Consider the following 15,958-nt stretch of genomic DNA (forward strand, 5'->3'; position numbering starts at 1 on the left):
TGGTTCTGACTTGTTCTTGTTGGGTCGATAGTGACCGTTTGCTCGAAAAGATCAACGATCCCTGTGCCGGCTTACTATTCCGGTGATGCGCTCCAGCTCGACCTGCAGCTTCGGCGTGCAGCACAGGACCGGATTGCCCGCCGCGATCGCGTCGCCCTCGAAGAAGTCGTTGACGTGGGCGCCGGCCTCGGCGGCGATCACCAAGCCCGCGGCGACATCCCAGGAATTGATGTGCAATTCGGCATAGGCATCGGTCCGGCCGCAGGCGACATGGCAAAGCCCGAGCGCGCCGGCGCCAGGGCGCTTGACCGCCGCGCCGGCCTCGAAGCCGCGCTTGACCATCTCGATATAGCTGTCGAGCGGCTTGCGCTTCGACCAACCGAATTCGAGGCTGGCGCGGCCGATATCGCTGGTGCCCGAAACCCGGATTGGCCGGCCGTTCAAGCTCGCCCCGCCGCCGCGCCGGGCGCGGTAGACTTCGCCGAGTGCAGGTGCGGCGATGACGCCGATCTCAGGTCGCCCGGCGAGGACGAGGCCGATCGAGATACACCAGTTGCGGTCGCCATGGGCGAAATTGGCGGTGCCGTCGATCGGGTCGATGATCCAGACCGCGTCGGCCGCCTCGCCGCCGCCTTCCTCGCCGATCACGCCATCCGATGGGAAGAGCCGCCCGAGCCGTTCGCGCAGGAAGCTCTCCACCGCGCCATCGGCGGCGGTGAGCCAATCCTGAGCCCCCTTCATCGTGATGTTCAGGGAGTCGCTGCGCCCGAAGTAATCGAGTGCGAGATGGCTCGCCTCCGCGACGAGGCCAAGAACGGCATATTCGCGCAGTTCAAGTTCCGCAGGCGTCATCACAGTGCCTCGAGCGAAACGGCGACCGGCTTGCCGGTGCGGCGAGATTCCGTCGCCGCGTCGGCGAGAATCTGGGCTTTCAGCCCGTCGAGCCCGGAGGGAGAAGGCGCGCGCTTGTCGCGGCAGGCCGCGATGAAGGCGTCGAGTTCGGCGCGATAGGCGGCGGCATAACGCTCCAGGAAGAAATTCTGCACCGGATCGGCCCGGAAGCCGGCGCCGGTCGCGATCTCGACGGTGGTCTCGTGGATATTGCCGGCGCGCAGCATGCCCTTGGAGCCGTGGACCTCGATGCGCTGGTCGTAGCCGTAAGATGCGCGGCGCGAATTCGAGATCTGGGCGATGCGGCCGCTCCCGGTGCGCATCAGCACGGCGGCGGTGTCGACATCGCCGGCGGCGCCGATCGCAGGATCGACCAGCGCCGAGCCGAGCGCGAAGACCTCGACCGGCTCCTCGGCGAGGAGGAAGCGGGCCATGTCGAAATCATGGATCATCATGTCGCGGAAGAGCCCGCCCGAGCGCTTGACGTACTCCACCGGCGGCGGACCGGGATCGCGCGAGATCACGCTGACAATCTCGATGGCGCCTGCCTCACCGGCGCGCAGGCGTCCTTCCAGCGCGGCGAAGTTCGGGTCGAAGCGGCGGTTGAAGCCGATCATCAATGGCTTGCCGGATTTGCCGACCACGTCGAGGCAGCGGCGGATGCGCCCGGCATCGAGATCGACCGGCTTCTCGCAGAACACGGCCTTGCCGGCGGAGACAGCGGCCTCAATCAGGTCGGCATGGGTGTCGGTTGGCGTGCAGATCACTACGGCATCGATGCCGCCATCGGCGAGGATCGCCTCGGTCGTGGCGACCTTGGCGCCGGAGGTCTGGGCGAGCGAGGCGGCGGCCTCAGCAGACGCGTCAGAGAGCGCGACCAGCCGCGCATCGGAGCGTGCTGCGACATTGAGCCCGTGAATGCGCCCGATGCGGCCGGCGCCCAACAATCCAAATCTCATCACGTCCGTGGTCCTGCGGTTCGAGTGTCCTGCTACGCCTCAGTCGTGGGCGCCGAGAATGGTCTGATCGAAGTCGACATTCGCGCCGGTCATCAATCCTGATTCGGATGACGCCAAATAGGCGGCGGCCTTGGCGACCTCGCGCGGGTCGATCAGTCGGCCGAACGGCCGCCCGGCTTGCGCCTCCTCCAGCCAGCCATCCTGCGCACCATGGCGGAGGCGCATGATCGCGTCCTCGCCGGGCGTCGCCATCCAGCCGATGTTGAGACCGTTGACGCGGATGCGGTCGGCGAGGAGGCCGTAGGCGGCGTTACGGGTCAGCGTCGCCAGCGCGCCTTTCGAGACACTGTAGGCAGCGAGGAAGGGCTGGCCTCCATGGGCCGACATCGACTGGATGTTGACGATGCTGCCTTGGATCTTCTTGCGCCGCATCAGGTTGGCCGCGTCCTGGATCAGGAAGAAGGGGGCGGTCAGGTTGACCGCCATGATGCGGGCATAGAGTTCGGGGCTGGTCTCGAAGATCGTGCCGCGGTCGGTATCGCCGGCGGCATTGACGAGGATGTCGAGCCGGCCGAAAGCTTGCTCGGCGGCCGGGACGATGCCGCGGACCGCGTCGAGATCGGCGAGGTCGGCGGCGTGGAAAAGGGCGTTGCAGCCTTCGGCCTTGAGGCTGGCGGCGACCGCTTCGCCCCGCTCGCGGTTACGGCCAGTAAGGACAAGGCCGGCGGCGCCGCGCGCGGCGAATTCCCGGGCGATCGCCTCGCCCAGGCCCTGGCTGCCGCCGGTGACGACAGCGACCTTGCCGTCGAGTTCACGACGAAAGTCGGTTGGCTGGGGCACCTCTGATCTCCCTAACGGCGCCACTGTCACAATGGCACATTATTTTTATTGCGCTTGACTAATGGAACAAACATTCCATTCTCTCCCGGCACAAGTCAAGGCCGCGAGAGCCCCTGTTTCCCATGTCGTCGCCACTGCAGCAGGACCCGCCACGGGACGATTTCGACGGCTTCGTCGCCTTGCTGCGCGAGCGCGGGCCGAGCCTGCCGAAACGCCTGCGGCAGGTCGCCGACTATGCGCTCGCCAACCCCGACGACATGGCGCTGAGCACCGCGGCGCAGGTGGCGCAGCAGGCCGGCGTGCAGGCTTCGACGCTGGTGCGCTTCGCCCAGGCGCTCGACTATTCCGGCTTCAGCGAATTGCAGCAGCTCTTCCGCTCGCGGCTGCGCCAGCAATTCCCGGATTATCGCGAAAGGCTGGTGGCGCTCCGCGATGAGGGCGCGGCCGGGCCGAACATGGCGCAGGTGCTGCTCGACGGTTTCGCCGAGGCCAGCCGCAGCTCATTGTCGCGGCTGCAATCGACGATCCGGCACCGCGATGTCGACAAGGCGACGGATCTGCTCGCCGGGGCGGAGACCATCATCCTGATCGGCGCGCGCCGGATGTTTCCCGTGGTGTCCTATCTCGCTTACGCCTTCGGCAAGCTCGGCATAAGGGCGGTACTCGTCGACAATATCGCCTCGCTCGGGCCCGAGCAGGCGGCGATCGCGCGCGAGGGCGATGTCGTCGTATCCGTCAGCTGCGCGCCCTATACGCCGGCGACGGTCGCGATCGCGGCTGCTGCCCACAAGAAGGGCATTCCGGTGATCGCGATCACCGATAGTGCGCTCAGCCCGCTCGCCCAGCATTGCTCCTTATGTCTCGAGGTCGAGGAAGCCGATTACGGCGCCTTCCGCTCGATGTCCGCCACCTTCGTGCTCGCCATGACGCTCGCCGTCGGCACCGCCGAGAAAGCCCGCCCCGATGCCTGAACCCGTGCTCGACCTGATCTCGATCGGCCGCTCCTCGGTCGACCTCTATGGCCAGCAGATCGGCGGCCGGCTTGAGGACATGGCCTCCTTCTCCAAGGCGGTCGGCGGCTGCCCGACCAATATCGCGATCGGCACGGCCCGGCTCGGTCTCAAATCGGCGGTGATCACCCGCGTCGGCGACGAGCAGATGGGCCGCTTCATCCTGGAGCAATTGCAGCGCGAGGGCGTCGAGACGAAGGGCGTCGTCGTCGATCCCAAGCGCCTGACCTCGCTGGTCATTTTGGGCGTGCGTGACGAGAAGACGTTTCCGTTGATCTTCTACCGCACGGACTGCGCCGACGCCGCTCTCGACGAGAGCGAGATCGACGAGACCTTCATCGCCTCGGCCAGAGCGGTGGTCGTCACCGGCACGCATTTCGCGATCCCGAATGCCGCAAAGGCGCAGCGCAAGGCGATCGCATTCGCCCGCAAGCATGGCCGCAAGGTCGTGTTTGATGTCGACTACCGCCCCAACCTCTGGGGGCTGGCAGGTCACGCCGCCGGTGAGGAGCGCTATATCCGCTCCGACACGGTGACCCAGCACCTCCAGGCGATCCTGCCGGACTGCGACCTGATCGTCGGCACCGAGGAGGAGCTGCACGCCGCCGGCGGCTCGGAGGATACGCTCGCCGCGATCCGCAACATCCGCGCGCTGAGCAAGGCGACGATCGTCTGCAAGCGCGGGCCGATGGGATGTGTGGTTTTCCCCGGAACCATCCCCGCTTCGATCGAAGACGGCATCAAGGGGCCGGGCTTCCCGGTCGAGGTCTACAATGTCCTGGGCGCTGGCGACGCCTTCATGTCCGGCTTCCTGCGCGGCTATCTGCGCGACGAGCCGATCGAGACCTGCTGCAAATGGGCCAATGCCTGCGGCGCCTTCGCGGTCTCGCGCCTGCTCTGCTCGCCGGAGAGCCCGACCTTCGCCGAATTGCAGTTCTTCCTGAAGCACGGCTCGCAGCACCGGGCGCTGCGCCATGACGTGGCGATCAACCATGTCCATTGGGCGACGACGCGCCGGCCGCAGGCCTCGACGCTGATGGCACTCGCCATCGATCATCGCTCCCAAATCGAATCGATGGCCGACGAGGCCGGCGTGCTGCGCGAGCGCATTGCGGCCTTCAAGCGGCTCGCCGTCGACGCCGCGGCACGGATCGCCAGGGGTGCCGACGGCTTCGGCATGCTGCTCGACGGGCGCCACGGCCGCGAGGCGCTGTTCCGTGCCGGCGATCATGGCTTCTGGGTGGCGCGGCCGCTAGAGGTGCCGGGCTCACGGCCGCTGCGGCTCGAGACCGATGCGGACGGCTCGCTCGGCGCGGTGCTGAACGAGTGGCCGGTCGATCACGTCGTCAAGGTGCTGGCCTTCTATCATCCGGACGACGATCCGGCGTTGAAGGCCGAGCAGGAGGCGACGCTGGAACGCGTCGCGCTCGCTTGCCGGCAGGTCGGCCGTGAGCTCCTGGTCGAGATCATCTGCTCGAAGAACGGCCCGGTCGATGACGACACCACCGCGAGCGTGATGCGCCGCCTCTACGCGATCGGCATCAAGCCGGACTGGTGGAAGCTCGAGGGCCAGCCGAGTGCCGCAGCCTGGGCCGCGGTCGATGCCACGATTGCGGCGAATGATCCCTATTGCCGCGGCGTCGTGCTGCTTGGGCTTGATGCCCCGCTGCCGGAGCTGGAGACGGCTTTCCGGCTGGCGCAGACGGCGAAGACGGTGAAGGGCTTTGCGGTCGGCCGCAGCATCTTTGGCGAGGCGGCGCGTGGCTGGCTCGCCGGCACACTCGACGACGAGGCCGCGACCGCGATGATGGCCGAGCGCTTCGGCCGGCTGGTCGATGCCTGGCAAGGCCGCTGAGGAGATTTGCGATGAGCACTGTACGGCTCACCATGGCGCAGGCGCTGGTGGCGGCGATGGCGGCGCAGAAAACGGTCGTCGGCGGCCGGACGCTGCCGCTCTTCGCCGGTGTCTGGGCGATCTTCGGCCATGGCAATGTCGCGGGGCTCGGCGAGGCGCTGCATGGCGCCCGCGACATCCTGCCGACATTGCGGGCCCATAACGAGCAGGCGATGGCGCACTCGGCGATCGCCTTCGCCAAGGCCTCGCGCCGGCGCCGGATGATGGCGGTGACGAGCTCGATCGGCCCGGGTGCCACCAATATGGTGACGGCCGCCGCGGTCGCACATGTCAACCGCCTGCCGCTGCTCTTGCTGCCGGGCGACGTCTTCGCCGGACGCCGGCCCGATCCGGTGCTGCAGCAGATCGAGGATTTCGGCGACGGCACCGTCTCGGCCAATGACTGCTTTAAGGCCGTCTCGCGCTATTTCGACCGGATCACCCGGCCGGAGCAGATCATCCCCGCCTTCGAGCGGGCGATGCAGGTGCTGACCGACCCGTCGGAGTGCGGGCCGGTGACGCTGGCGCTCTGCCAGGACGTGCAGACGGAGGCTTTCGACTATCCCGAAAGCTTCTTTGCCGAGCGGATCTGGACGCCGCGCCGGACGCGGCCGGATGAGCAGGAGCTGGCGCAGGCGGTCGCGCTGCTGAAGGCTGCGAAGCGGCCGCTGGTCGTCGCCGGCGGCGGTGTTCTCTATAGCGAAGCCGAGGGTGAGCTCGCCCGCTTCTGCCTTGCGCATGGCATTCCGAGCGCGGAGACGCAGGCAGGCAAGAGCGCCCTGCCGCATGACCATCCGCTCAATCTTGGCGCGATCGGCGTCACCGGTACCGGCGCAGCGAACGAAGCGGCGAAGACGGCCGATGTCGTGCTTGCGGTCGGCACGCGCCTGCAGGACTTCACCACGGGCTCGCGCGCGCTCTTCGCCGATCCCGACTGCAGGATCATCGGGCTGAACACGCAAGCCTTCGATGCCGGCAAGCATGGCGGGCGGCCGCTCGTCGCCGATGCCAAGGCGGGCCTCGCCGAGCTGGAAACCGCGCTGGCCGGCTGGAAGGCTCCGGCCGACTGGAGCACGCAGGCGCAAGCGTCCCGCGACGCCTGGCTCGAAACCGCGGCGCGCTACACTGCGATGGGCAATCAGGCGCTGCCGAGCGATGCGCAGGTGATCGGCGCGGTGCAGCGCCAGAGCCGGGCGAGCGATGTCGTGCTTTGCGCTGCCGGCGGCCTGCCGGGCGAATTGCACAAGCTTTGGCAGGCGGGCGCGCCTGGCGGCTACCATATGGAATATGGCTATTCCTGCATGGGCTACGAGATCGCTGGCGGCCTCGGGACCAAGCTCGCCGACCCGGCCCGCGAGGTCTTCGTCATGGTCGGCGACGGCTCCTATCTGATGATGAACTCGGAGATCGCGACCTCGGTGATGCTCGGTATCAAGCTCACCATCGTCGTGCTCGACAATCGCGGCTTCGGCTGCATCAATCGATTGCAGAATGCGACCGGCGGCGCCTCCTTCAACAATCTCCTGCGCGACACCCGCCATGAGACGCTACCCGAGATCGATTTCGCCGCGCATGCCGGCTCGATGGGCGCTATCGCACGCAAGGTCGCGAGTCTGGCTGAGCTGGAAACTGCACTTGCCGAGGCGCGTGGCCATGACCGCACCAGCGTCATCGTCATCGACACCGACCCGCTGATCTCGACCGATGCCGGCGGGCATTGGTGGGAGGTTGCGGTGCCCGAGGTCTCGGTGCGCGACGAGGTCAAGGCGGCGCGCAAGCGCTATGACGGCGCGCTCGCCGCGCGCGACAACTGACTCAAAGAGGACGACATGCCTATCCATATCGGCGCCAACCCCATCGGCTGGTCGAATGACGATCTGCAGGACATCGGCGGCGCAACGCCGCTCGAAACCTGCCTGGCCGAGGCCCGCGAAGCCGGCTTCGTCGGCATGGAGCTCGGCCACAAATTCCCGCGCGAGCCGAAAGCGCTGAAAGCGGCGCTCGACCCGTTCGGCATGGCCTGCATCTCCGGCTGGTATTCGGCTGAGCTTCTGAAGCGCGATGCCGACGAGGAGATGAAGCATCTGCGCCCCCATCTCGACCTGCTGAAGGCGATGGGCTCGACCGTACTGGTCTTCGCCGAGACGTCGAATGCGATCCATGGCGACCGCAGCAAGCCCTTGTCGCAGCGGCCTGTGATGGCGGCGGGCGATTGGGCTGAGTTCGGCCGGAGGATCACGCAGGTTGCCGAGCGCACGCTCGCCGAGGGCGTCAGGCTGGTCTACCACCACCATATGGGCACGATCGTCGAGAGCGAGGCCGATATCGACGCCTTCATGGCGGCGACGGGCGAGGCGGCGCATCTGCTGCTCGACACCGGCCATGCGACCTGGGGCGGGGCCGATCCGGTCAAGCTCGCGCAGCGCTATCGCGCCCGCATCAGCCATGTCCACGCCAAGGATGTGCGCAAGGACGTGATGGAGCACGCCCGCCGCGAGGATTGGAGCTTCCTCGACGCCATCCTCGGCAAAGGCAAGGAGCTCGGCGTCTACACCGTGCCGGGCGACGGCATGGTCGACTACCCCGCCGTGTTCAAGGCGTTGCCTGGCTACTCCGGCTGGGTCGTGGTCGAGGCCGAGCAGGATCCCGAGAAGGCGCATCCGCTGACCTATGCCAAGAAGGGCGTCGCCCATCTCGAGCAGAGCCTGAAGGAGGCCGGGCTCGCCTGAGCCCGGACACGATCATGTCGAAGCTGCTGGTCAAGCCGCAGGCGCCCGATGCCGAGGGGCGCATCCACGAGGTCACGCCCGAAACGGCCGGCTGGGAGCATGTCGGCTTCGCCGTGCACAAGCTCACGGCGGGGCAGAGCCTGTCGCGCGAGACGGGCGACAGGGAGCATTGCCTCGTCCTGCTCTCGGGCAAGGTCGCGGCCAGCGCCGGCGGACAGGATTTCGGCGTGATCGGCGGGCGGTCCTCGCCCTTCGAGCCCGATCCCTGGTCGCTTTATGTGCCGGCGTGCTCGAACTGGAGCGTCACGGCGCAGGGGCCGTGCGAGCTCGCGATCTGCTCGGCGCCGGGCAAGGCGGGAGCCCGGCCGGCCCGCGTGATCGCGCCCGCTGATGTCGGCGCCCTGACGCGCGGGGAGGGCAGCAACACCCGCCATGTCCGCAACATCCTGCCCGAGACTGAAGCCGCCGACGGGCTCCTCGTCGTCGAGGTGATCACGCCCTCGGGCTGCTGGTCGAGCTATCCGCCGCACAAGCACGATCAGGACAATCTGCCAGCGGAATCGCTGCTGGAGGAGACCTATTATCACCGCTTGAATCCGCCACAGGGTTTCGGCTTCCAGCGCGTCTATACCGACGACCGCTCGCTCGACGAGACCATGGCGTTCGCGGATGGCGACGTCGTGCTGGTGCCGAGGGGTTATCATCCGGTCGGTGCGCCGCATGGCTACGAGCTCTATTATCTCAACGTCATGGCCGGGCCGAAGCGGATCTGGAAGTTCCACAACGATCCCGCGCATGAGTGGATGCTGAAGGCGTGAGCGCGGCGGCCGGGATCGACCTGATCGGCGACGACGAACTCGCCTATCTTAGGAGCCGCACGGCTTTCGTCGCCGGCGCCGGCATGGCGCTCGACGAAGGCTACCGTTTGGCACATCTGCCGCTGATCGATCCGGCGCATCCGAAGGCGATCGCGCGGAAGGACGGCACGCACTACGACAATGGCCGGCACCCGCCGATCTATTCGCTGGTGGTGCCGATGGAGGGGCTTTCCGAGCAGCCGGCCTATCGCGAGCTGGAGGACGAGCTGCGCCATTCGCCCTTCTCCGACAAGATCGCCTGGGATCTGGTCGAGCGGCGTCGAGCGAAGCTGCATGCGACAGTATGCGGCTCGCTCTCGGTCGGGACGCCGCCGGCGATCGACTCGGCGGCCCGGGCGGAACTGGCGCGGCTCGGGCCGATCACGCTGGAGCTGCGCGGCCTGTTCTCCGGCAATGTCAATCGCGGCCGGCTCTATCTCCGGTTCTATCCGGAGCGTCGCGACGGGCAGAACGCCCTGCACCTCATGCAACGGGCGCTCGGACGGCCGACCAGCGATCTCTATGTCGTCGGTATCTGGAACCTGAGCGAGGATCTCGACGCGGCTGAGGCGGCATTGCTCGCCGCCATGCTCGATCGCTGGTGGGACAGGCCGATCTTGCGCTTCACCGCGGATCGACTCTGGCTGATGGGTGCCAGCGACGACCTCGTGCTCGACTCCGAGATCGTCGAAACGATCAGCCTGAAATAGGCCTTACGACAGCGACGGGCGCCGTTGCGGCTTGCCTTGTCGGCGCGAGGGAGTTACCTCGCGCTCACAGCATTCTGCCGCCTCCGGGCGGCTCCGCGATCCCTCGGCCCGCCCTGCGCGCTGCTGCCGGAGGGGGCGCCCAACCGACAGGATCGACCATGGCCCGCAAGAAATCGAAACCGCTCGACGCCGCCTACGTCCTGTTCGACGTGTTCTATGAAGATGGCTCGCGCAGCTCCAATCGCCGCGTTCCCACCGAGTTGCTGGGCGGGATCGACGGCGACGATCCGGCGCTGGAAGCGATCCAGGAGCAGGACCGCATCATCGCCGAGAAATCGGGAAGGCGCCCGCTCGCGATCACCAGCCTCGTGCGCGCGGGCGAGTCCGAGAAGCAGGCAGCCCGCCAGGCGGAGAAGGCCTCGCGCCGGTCGGGCTGAATTCGATAGGCGACTTTACCGTTTAGCCCGGCGACGAGCAGGTTGCGTCTGGCTGCTGCTGCTCAAAAGCGAGCTGATCACGTAGAGCGCAAGGCCTACGCCGACCACGGCCGCCAGCGGCTCACGCTCGCCGCGGCGCATCAGCGCGCGGCCGCCTTCACGGGCATAGTCGCGGCCGACATCGAGATAATCCTGCCCACGCGCAACGTAGTCGCCACTCCGATCGACCTGCTCGCGGCCACTGCCGATCAGATCGCGTCCGGCGCGGAGCGCCTGATCGCCATAATCGCGCAGTGTGCTGCTCCAGCCGCTCGTGTCCGGCTGCCAGCTCGAACGGCGGGGTGTCACCGCCCAGGCGATCAAGCCGACGCTGAGTGCGCCTATGGCGAAGGCGGCCAGCGGATGGCGCTCGACCGTGTCGACAGCGGCCTCGCCGGTCTCCTGGGCATATCGCCCTGCTTCGCGCAGCGTATCGGCGGGATCGAGCTCGGCGAGCTTTTCCTTGGCCCGGCCATAGCCGTCCTTGACGGTCTCTGCCGTACGATTGGCGAGGTCAGCGGCGCGCGCCGCAACGCTGCCGGTCGCGCGGTCGATCTCCTCCCGCATCTCATCCTTGTTGGAAGGCACGTCCGGTGGCAGGCGCTTGTCGTTGTCCATCCGTCAACTCCATGAGCTCGAAAGTTTCTGGGCTCGAAAGCTTCATGGTCGAAACGGCGAAGCGGCGGCGTGGTTCCGCCGCCGCGCAAGAAAGCCGGATTTTAAGACTACCGTGTCGCGCGGCGCGTGGTGCGAACCACCGCCGGAGCACTGACCGCGCCGGCGGCCCCGCCGACCACAGCACCGACCGGCCCGGCGACGACCGCCCCGGTCCCTGCGCCGACCGCAGCGCCGCTGACACGCTGTTCCAGAGTCGTGCAGGCGGTCAGGCTGAGCGCGGCCAGTGCGGCTGCGGCAAGAGATGACGTTTTCATCGAGTGCTCCTTTGAGTGTGCGTGATGAAACGGCGAACTAGCCCAGAAGTTGCCGCACGGCGATGGCAGAGATTCACATCGTTGGTTAAGCTCGCCTTGGCGAGCTCGACACATCGCCCAGGGAGACTGCTCATGAAGACGCTTCTGTTCTCCACCGCCCTCGCGTTCATGGCCGCAAGCTTCGCCGCTGCGCCGGCCTCGGCTCTGACCATGAAAGAGTGCAGCACCAAATATCAGGACGCCAAGAAGGCGAACACGCTGAAGGGCCAGAAGTGGAACGATTTCCGCAAGGCCAACTGCGCCGATGACGACGCCTCGGAGAATGATGCCGCGGCAGCCGTGACTGATGCTCCGGCGGCGACGCCGGCCGCGACCACCCCGGCCAAGCCCGCCGGCAAAGCCAAGGCTGCGGTGTTCCCGCGGACCGTCTCGCAGAAGTATTCGAATGAGACGGCCGGCAAGGCGCGCCTCAAGACCTGCGTCGACCAGTACAATGCCAATAAAGCAGCCAATGCCAATGGCGAATTGAAGTGGATCGAGAAGGGCGGCGGCTACTGGAGCCAGTGCAACACCAGGCTCAAGGGCTGAGACGACAATCGGAGCGCGTCCGGTTCACCGGGAGCGCTTCCGCCAGGGATATTCGAGCTTCCCGCGCATCGACGCGGGAGGCTTTTTCAATGCGCCTTGCCGGGCCGCGAGGCTTCCCGCAGCAGCAGCTTCTGATAGGCAAGGCCAATGGCGACGAGGCTGGCGCCGAGGCCGATGAAGGACAAGGCCCGCAACAGGCCTTCCAGCCCGGACATATCGATCAGGAAAGCCTTGCAGATGGCGATCGTCACGACGCCGAGCGAGGCTAGGCGCAGGTCCTTCGACTGCAACCGGAAGCCGAGCGCGAGCAGCGCCACGCCATAGAGCAGGAGCGCTGCCGAATAGGCATAGAGTTCGCTCGCGCTGCCGGCGTCGACCAGGAGATCGGGACCAACGAAGCCGCGCCGGACTTCAATCAGCAGATAGGCCAGCCCGCCGATGATCGCGGCGACGCCGAAGATGCGCCGCGCCACGGCGCCCACGAGGTGTTCCCTGGCCCAACGCGCTGCCGCGAAGGCGAGCAGCGCCGGCAGCAGGTAGCCGATGGCGGCGTTGTCGAGGAGGAGCGGGCCGGCAAGCGGCTGCTCGGCCACTAACGGATTGGCGATGAGGCCGGGCAGGAGGGCGAACAGGCCGCAGGAGCCGATCGCCGCCCAATCGGGACCGACCGGCACCGAGCGACCGATCAAGCGAACCGAGCCGGCGATCATGACGATCACGGCGGCGATGAAGCCGAAGGCGGCATAGAAGCCTGCTTCGGCGAGGGTGACTGGGACGTCGGAGGCCAGCAACGGCCCGTGGAAGCCATGGCGCAGCAGGAGGAAGGCACAAAGCACTGACCCCGCCAGAGCCATGCGCCGGAAGGCGACGCTGATCGCGGGCGCGACCTCGCGCAGCCACCAGGCTGCTCCGGCGAAGCCTGAGATCGCTGCGCCATAACCCCAAAGGATACGGTTGAAGATGACCGGTCCCTCGACGCCGCTGTGATCGAACAGCGGATTGCGGCCGATGCCGAGCGCGACTACCACCCAGCCGATCGCGATCACGGCGAGAGCACGCAGGGTAAAGCCGGTGACGCGGCCGGGTGAGAGCTCGCGCCAGATTCGCGCGGCCGCCGTGAGCGCCAGCAGCAGCAGCGTGATCGTTACCACCTCGGCAAAGCCGGCGGACCTGCCATCCATCGGCGCCAGGACCGGGCCGGAGAAGGCCTGCCGGACGATCAATATCGCGCCCAGCGAGACCAGCACCGCAGCGCCAGCGTTGAGCGTGTCGCCCAGGCGCGAGCGACCGTCGCGCCCGAGCCAGTAGCCGAGTAGCCCGAGCAGGCCGCCGACGACGACATACCAGAGCAGCCGGTTGAACACCGGCCAGCCGAGCACCGGCGTGCCATCGAAGACCGGGTTCAGCACGGCGCAAAGCCCGCCGATGCTGACGAGGATCAGCGCGATCGCGGCGATATCGGCGCAGACACCGAAGACGCGCCCTCCCAGCCGGCGGGCGAGCAGGATGAAGCCTGCGCCGAGCAGCCCGAGTGCCAGGACATGGCAGAAGACTTCCTCGAACAGCCGGTTGCGTGGGCCGAGATAATGCAGGCGGACCAGATCCACGGTTGGCACGAGATCGGGACCGGCGAAGGCCTGCCGCACTTCCAGCAAGACGAAGGCAGTGAAGAAGAAAGCGGCGAGCGCCTCATGGACTAGGCGCGGACGATCCTGCCTGCCCCGCAGCGCCAGCGCGCCGATGGCGAAGCATAGCGCCGGCAGGGCATAGGCCGGGATCAGCCAGTTGAGGATGGGCCAGAAGCCGATATCGCTGACGATCGGGCTCCAGACGAACCGCGCCAGCGCTGCGGTGGCGAGCGCCGCCGACATGCTGCGCAGCAGCGGAATCGGACGCAAGGCGGAGAGGAGCGCGACGCCCGCGGCCGAGACGGCGAAGCCCACAACCAGCCAAGTCTCGCGCAAAGCGAAGGCGATGGCGAGGCCGAGCGCGATCGCGCCGGCGGCGGCATAGGCGGCCGAGCCGATGAAGGCGAGCGGATTGGCGCGAGCCTTGGTGTTGCGGCGCTCGACCGGCAGGAGGAGTTCGGAAGCGGCAAAAAGCGTGATCGTCAGGAGCAGGGCCAGTGCGGCAAAGCCGGTCGAGCGCTCGAAGCCGTTGCTGCGCAGTGCCGTCGCCAGCAGCAGGCAGACCGGCGCGAGCGCCGAGGCGAAGGCGAGGCAGCCGCGCACCAGGACGCCGCCCGCACCTGAGCCGCGCCGCATCAGCAAGGTGAAGAAGGGCGGAACGCCGACGAGCAGCGCAAGGAGACCGGCGGTCCAGCGCAGGTCCGGGCCGGCGTCGGGGGCGAAACTGAGGCGCATCAGGTCGACCGGCAGCGTCGGCGACAGGCCGAAGGCGCCCTCGCGGGTCGGCCAGAGCAGCGCCATGCCGGCCGCTGCCGCGCCGGCGAGCAGCGCCAGCGGGGCGAGGTCGCGGTGCCTGATCGCGCCGGCGACGGCGACCGCCACCGTGACGATGATGGCGGCATGCAGCGACACGGGCCCGCCATGGCTGGTCCAGAGGATGCCGGAGAGGACGAGCGGCACGCCGATGGCGATGAGGCTGATCAGTTCGAAGCCAGCGATCCGCCAGCCGCCATCGAACCCGGTCGTCCTGCGCCAGGCCGGCCATTCCCTGAGCAGGCCGAGCGCGAGAACCGGGCCGGAGGCGGCAAGCCAGGCGGCCCAGCTCACATTGCCGCCGGCGAAGGCGATGAGCAGCGTCCAGGCGCCATGTCCGGCGACGGCGCCGAGCGTGACGACGCGACTGGGCCGGCGCTGGTGCAGCAGGAAGGCGACAGCGGTGACGAAGGTGATGAAGAGAGCGAGCGCGACGAAGTTCGGCGCGGTGCTGGCGACCAGGAAAGGCGTCGCATAGGAGCCGAGCAGGCCGAACAGGCCGAGCGCCGGGCCGTGCAGCAGCGAGGCGGAGAGCGCCGCCAGACCAAGCAACCCCATCAATCCGAAAGCCGTGCTCGGCCCAATGAAGCCGTAGACGGCATGGGCGGCGAAGACCACGCCGAAGCCGCTGAGCACGGCGACGCCCGCCAGCACGCCGGGAATGCTGGCATGGCCGAGGCTGGCGAGCGGGCCGGTATCGGAGGTGAGCGGCGCTTCGCGCCGGCGCAGATATTCGCTCGCGCCGGCGGCAGCGAGCGCGAAGGCGGCGCCGAGCAGCAGCCGGACGCCCGGGCCGAACAGGCCGGCCTCGATCGAGTAGCGAACCAGGAAGAGGCCACCGAGTGCGAGCGCGACGCCGCCAATCCAGACCGCCCAGCGCGAGCCGATAGCCTCCTCGAAATCACGGCGCGGCGCAGGCGTGGCGAGGGGCTCGGCTTCCCGCAGGAGCTCGCTCCGCTGGACGTCCAGGTCCGATGCGGGAGCTGTGACGCTCGCGGCGAGCGTCTCGAGCGGAGGGAGAAGCTCCTCATCCGAAACTTTGCCTGCGGGGTCTTCGATCGTGCGAGCCGCGACGAGATCGATGGCTGGTCCTGGCGATGGCGTTGGTTCTTCTGCCGCGACAGGAGCGGGCGTCGGTACATCGAAATCAGCTGTGATGACGGGAGCTGGTGCATCCTCGACGAGGGCATTTTCGACCTGCTCGTCTGCTTGTTCGGAAGGCGCCTCGCTGGCCGCGGCCCCAGCAGCGAGCTGTGCCCGTAGGACACTCAGATCGGCACGCAAGGCATCGATCTCGGCGCGCTGATGGGCGGCGAGCTCAAGTGCCCTGTTGCCGCGCCCCAGTGCACTGAAAGCGGCCCAGGGGACAGCGATGAAGAGGAAGCCGAAGAGGCCGAGGCCGAGAAGCGCGAAGCCTTCCATGTCTGAAGTTCCGCCCCTCACTCGATGATCAAATAGCGGCTGCGCAGATAGCGCGCCTCGCGCCGAGATGTCCAATCCCAGCGTTTGGTGTGATGTGACGCCGATTCGAGATTTGATGGCCGGGATGCAATGCGCTTGGCCAGGCTCCGTCGGCTGCGGCTCTGATGGAGTATCCAGGGAATGGGATGCCGCTGCTGCAATGCGGCAAA

General features: G+C 67.6%; 14 protein-coding genes. 8 read left to right on the plus strand and 6 right to left on the minus strand.

What is annotated here, in order from left to right; all coding sequences use genetic code 11:
* Nucleotides 1-51: 51 nt before the first annotated feature.
* Genes BLM15_RS26770 through BLM15_RS26780 form a run of 3 tightly spaced genes read right to left on the minus strand, consistent with a single transcriptional unit; the run spans nt 52 to nt 2,690 of the window.
* A complete protein-coding gene (locus BLM15_RS26770; RefSeq protein WP_126115596.1) occupies nt 52-852 on the minus strand; it encodes an inositol monophosphatase family protein in 801 nt (266 codons plus the stop codon).
* Entirely contained in the window at nt 852-1,853 is a 1,002-nt protein-coding gene (gene iolG / locus BLM15_RS26775) for an inositol 2-dehydrogenase (protein WP_126115597.1), read from the minus strand. Before iolG ends, BLM15_RS26770 begins: the two co-directional genes overlap by 1 nt.
* Before the next feature lie 36 nt (nt 1,854-1,889).
* Nucleotides 1,890-2,690, minus strand: a complete 801-nt coding sequence (locus BLM15_RS26780; RefSeq protein WP_126115598.1) for an SDR family oxidoreductase — start codon at nt 2,688-2,690, stop codon at nt 1,890-1,892.
* 122 nt (nt 2,691-2,812) lie between these two features.
* On the opposite strand from BLM15_RS26780, the gene BLM15_RS26785 reads away from it, so the two are divergent.
* From BLM15_RS26785 to BLM15_RS26815, 7 genes are all read left to right on the plus strand, one after another.
* The gene (locus BLM15_RS26785) at nt 2,813-3,661 is read left to right on the plus strand and encodes a MurR/RpiR family transcriptional regulator (RefSeq protein ID WP_126115599.1); all 849 of its coding nucleotides are present in this window, start codon (nt 2,813-2,815) and stop codon (nt 3,659-3,661) included.
* Entirely contained in the window at nt 3,654-5,555 is a 1,902-nt protein-coding gene (locus tag BLM15_RS26790; protein ID WP_126115600.1) for a bifunctional 5-dehydro-2-deoxygluconokinase/5-dehydro-2-deoxyphosphogluconate aldolase, read from the plus strand. Before BLM15_RS26785 ends, BLM15_RS26790 begins: the two co-directional genes overlap by 8 nt.
* An 11-nt stretch (nt 5,556-5,566) precedes the next feature.
* Nucleotides 5,567-7,408, plus strand: coding sequence for a 3D-(3,5/4)-trihydroxycyclohexane-1,2-dione acylhydrolase (decyclizing) (iolD, locus tag BLM15_RS26795; RefSeq protein WP_126115601.1), 1,842 nt, complete (start codon nt 5,567-5,569; stop codon nt 7,406-7,408).
* Nucleotides 7,409-7,423: 15 nt separating this feature from the next.
* Nucleotides 7,424-8,323 carry a myo-inosose-2 dehydratase gene (gene iolE, locus BLM15_RS26800; RefSeq protein ID WP_126115602.1) on the plus strand — a complete coding sequence of 300 codons (900 nt, stop codon included), beginning with the start codon at nt 7,424-7,426 and terminating at the stop codon, nt 8,321-8,323.
* 14 nt (nt 8,324-8,337) lie between these two features.
* Nucleotides 8,338-9,141, plus strand: coding sequence for a 5-deoxy-glucuronate isomerase (iolB, locus tag BLM15_RS26805; protein ID WP_126115603.1), 804 nt, complete (start codon nt 8,338-8,340; stop codon nt 9,139-9,141).
* Nucleotides 9,138-9,890 (plus strand): hypothetical protein, encoded by a 753-nt coding sequence (locus BLM15_RS26810; RefSeq protein ID WP_236846441.1) that lies wholly within the window; start codon nt 9,138-9,140, stop codon nt 9,888-9,890. Before iolB ends, BLM15_RS26810 begins: the two co-directional genes overlap by 4 nt.
* Nucleotides 9,891-10,048: 158 nt before the next feature.
* Nucleotides 10,049-10,327: a hypothetical protein gene (locus BLM15_RS26815; RefSeq protein WP_126115605.1), complete on the plus strand. Its 279-nt coding sequence runs from the start codon at nt 10,049-10,051 to the stop codon at nt 10,325-10,327.
* Nucleotides 10,328-10,342: 15 nt separating this feature from the next.
* On the opposite strand, the gene BLM15_RS26820 is transcribed toward BLM15_RS26815, so the two are convergent.
* On the minus strand, nt 10,343-10,984 hold the full coding sequence (locus BLM15_RS26820) for a hypothetical protein (RefSeq protein ID WP_126115606.1): 642 nt from the start codon (nt 10,982-10,984) through the stop codon (nt 10,343-10,345).
* Nucleotides 10,985-11,091: 107 nt separating this feature from the next.
* Nucleotides 11,092-11,298, minus strand: a complete 207-nt coding sequence (locus BLM15_RS26825; protein WP_126115607.1) for a hypothetical protein — start codon at nt 11,296-11,298, stop codon at nt 11,092-11,094.
* A 132-nt stretch (nt 11,299-11,430) separates the two neighbouring features.
* Here BLM15_RS26825 and BLM15_RS26830 point away from each other — a divergent pair, with 132 nt between their 5' ends.
* Entirely contained in the window at nt 11,431-11,886 is a 456-nt protein-coding gene (locus BLM15_RS26830) for a hypothetical protein (protein ID WP_126115608.1), read from the plus strand.
* An 86-nt stretch (nt 11,887-11,972) separates the two neighbouring features.
* On the opposite strand, the gene BLM15_RS26835 is transcribed toward BLM15_RS26830, so the two are convergent.
* Nucleotides 11,973-15,749, minus strand: a complete 3,777-nt coding sequence (locus BLM15_RS26835; RefSeq protein WP_126115609.1) for a DUF2339 domain-containing protein — start codon at nt 15,747-15,749, stop codon at nt 11,973-11,975.
* Nucleotides 15,750-15,958 lie beyond the last annotated feature (209 nt).

Origin of the sequence: Bosea sp. Tri-49 (assembly GCF_003952665.1) — a bacterium.
Lineage (GTDB): Bacteria > Pseudomonadota > Alphaproteobacteria > Rhizobiales > Beijerinckiaceae > Allobosea.

Coding starts and splice junctions, on each gene's coding strand:
- BLM15_RS26770 (WP_126115596.1), bottom strand. CDS start 852: ATGACGCCTGCGGAACTTGAACTGCGCGAATATGCCGTTCTTGGCCTC.
- BLM15_RS26785 (WP_126115599.1), top strand. CDS start 2,813: ATGTCGTCGCCACTGCAGCAGGACCCGCCACGGGACGATTTCGACGGC.
- BLM15_RS26790 (WP_126115600.1), top strand. CDS start 3,654: ATGCCTGAACCCGTGCTCGACCTGATCTCGATCGGCCGCTCCTCGGTC.
- iolD (WP_126115601.1), top strand. CDS start 5,567: ATGAGCACTGTACGGCTCACCATGGCGCAGGCGCTGGTGGCGGCGATG.
- iolE (WP_126115602.1), top strand. CDS start 7,424: ATGCCTATCCATATCGGCGCCAACCCCATCGGCTGGTCGAATGACGAT.
- iolB (WP_126115603.1), top strand. CDS start 8,338: ATGTCGAAGCTGCTGGTCAAGCCGCAGGCGCCCGATGCCGAGGGGCGC.
- BLM15_RS26815 (WP_126115605.1), top strand. CDS start 10,049: ATGGCCCGCAAGAAATCGAAACCGCTCGACGCCGCCTACGTCCTGTTC.
- BLM15_RS26820 (WP_126115606.1), bottom strand. CDS start 10,984: ATGGACAACGACAAGCGCCTGCCACCGGACGTGCCTTCCAACAAGGAT.
- BLM15_RS26825 (WP_126115607.1), bottom strand. CDS start 11,298: ATGAAAACGTCATCTCTTGCCGCAGCCGCACTGGCCGCGCTCAGCCTG.
- BLM15_RS26830 (WP_126115608.1), top strand. CDS start 11,431: ATGAAGACGCTTCTGTTCTCCACCGCCCTCGCGTTCATGGCCGCAAGC.
- BLM15_RS26835 (WP_126115609.1), bottom strand. CDS start 15,749: ATGGAAGGCTTCGCGCTTCTCGGCCTCGGCCTCTTCGGCTTCCTCTTC.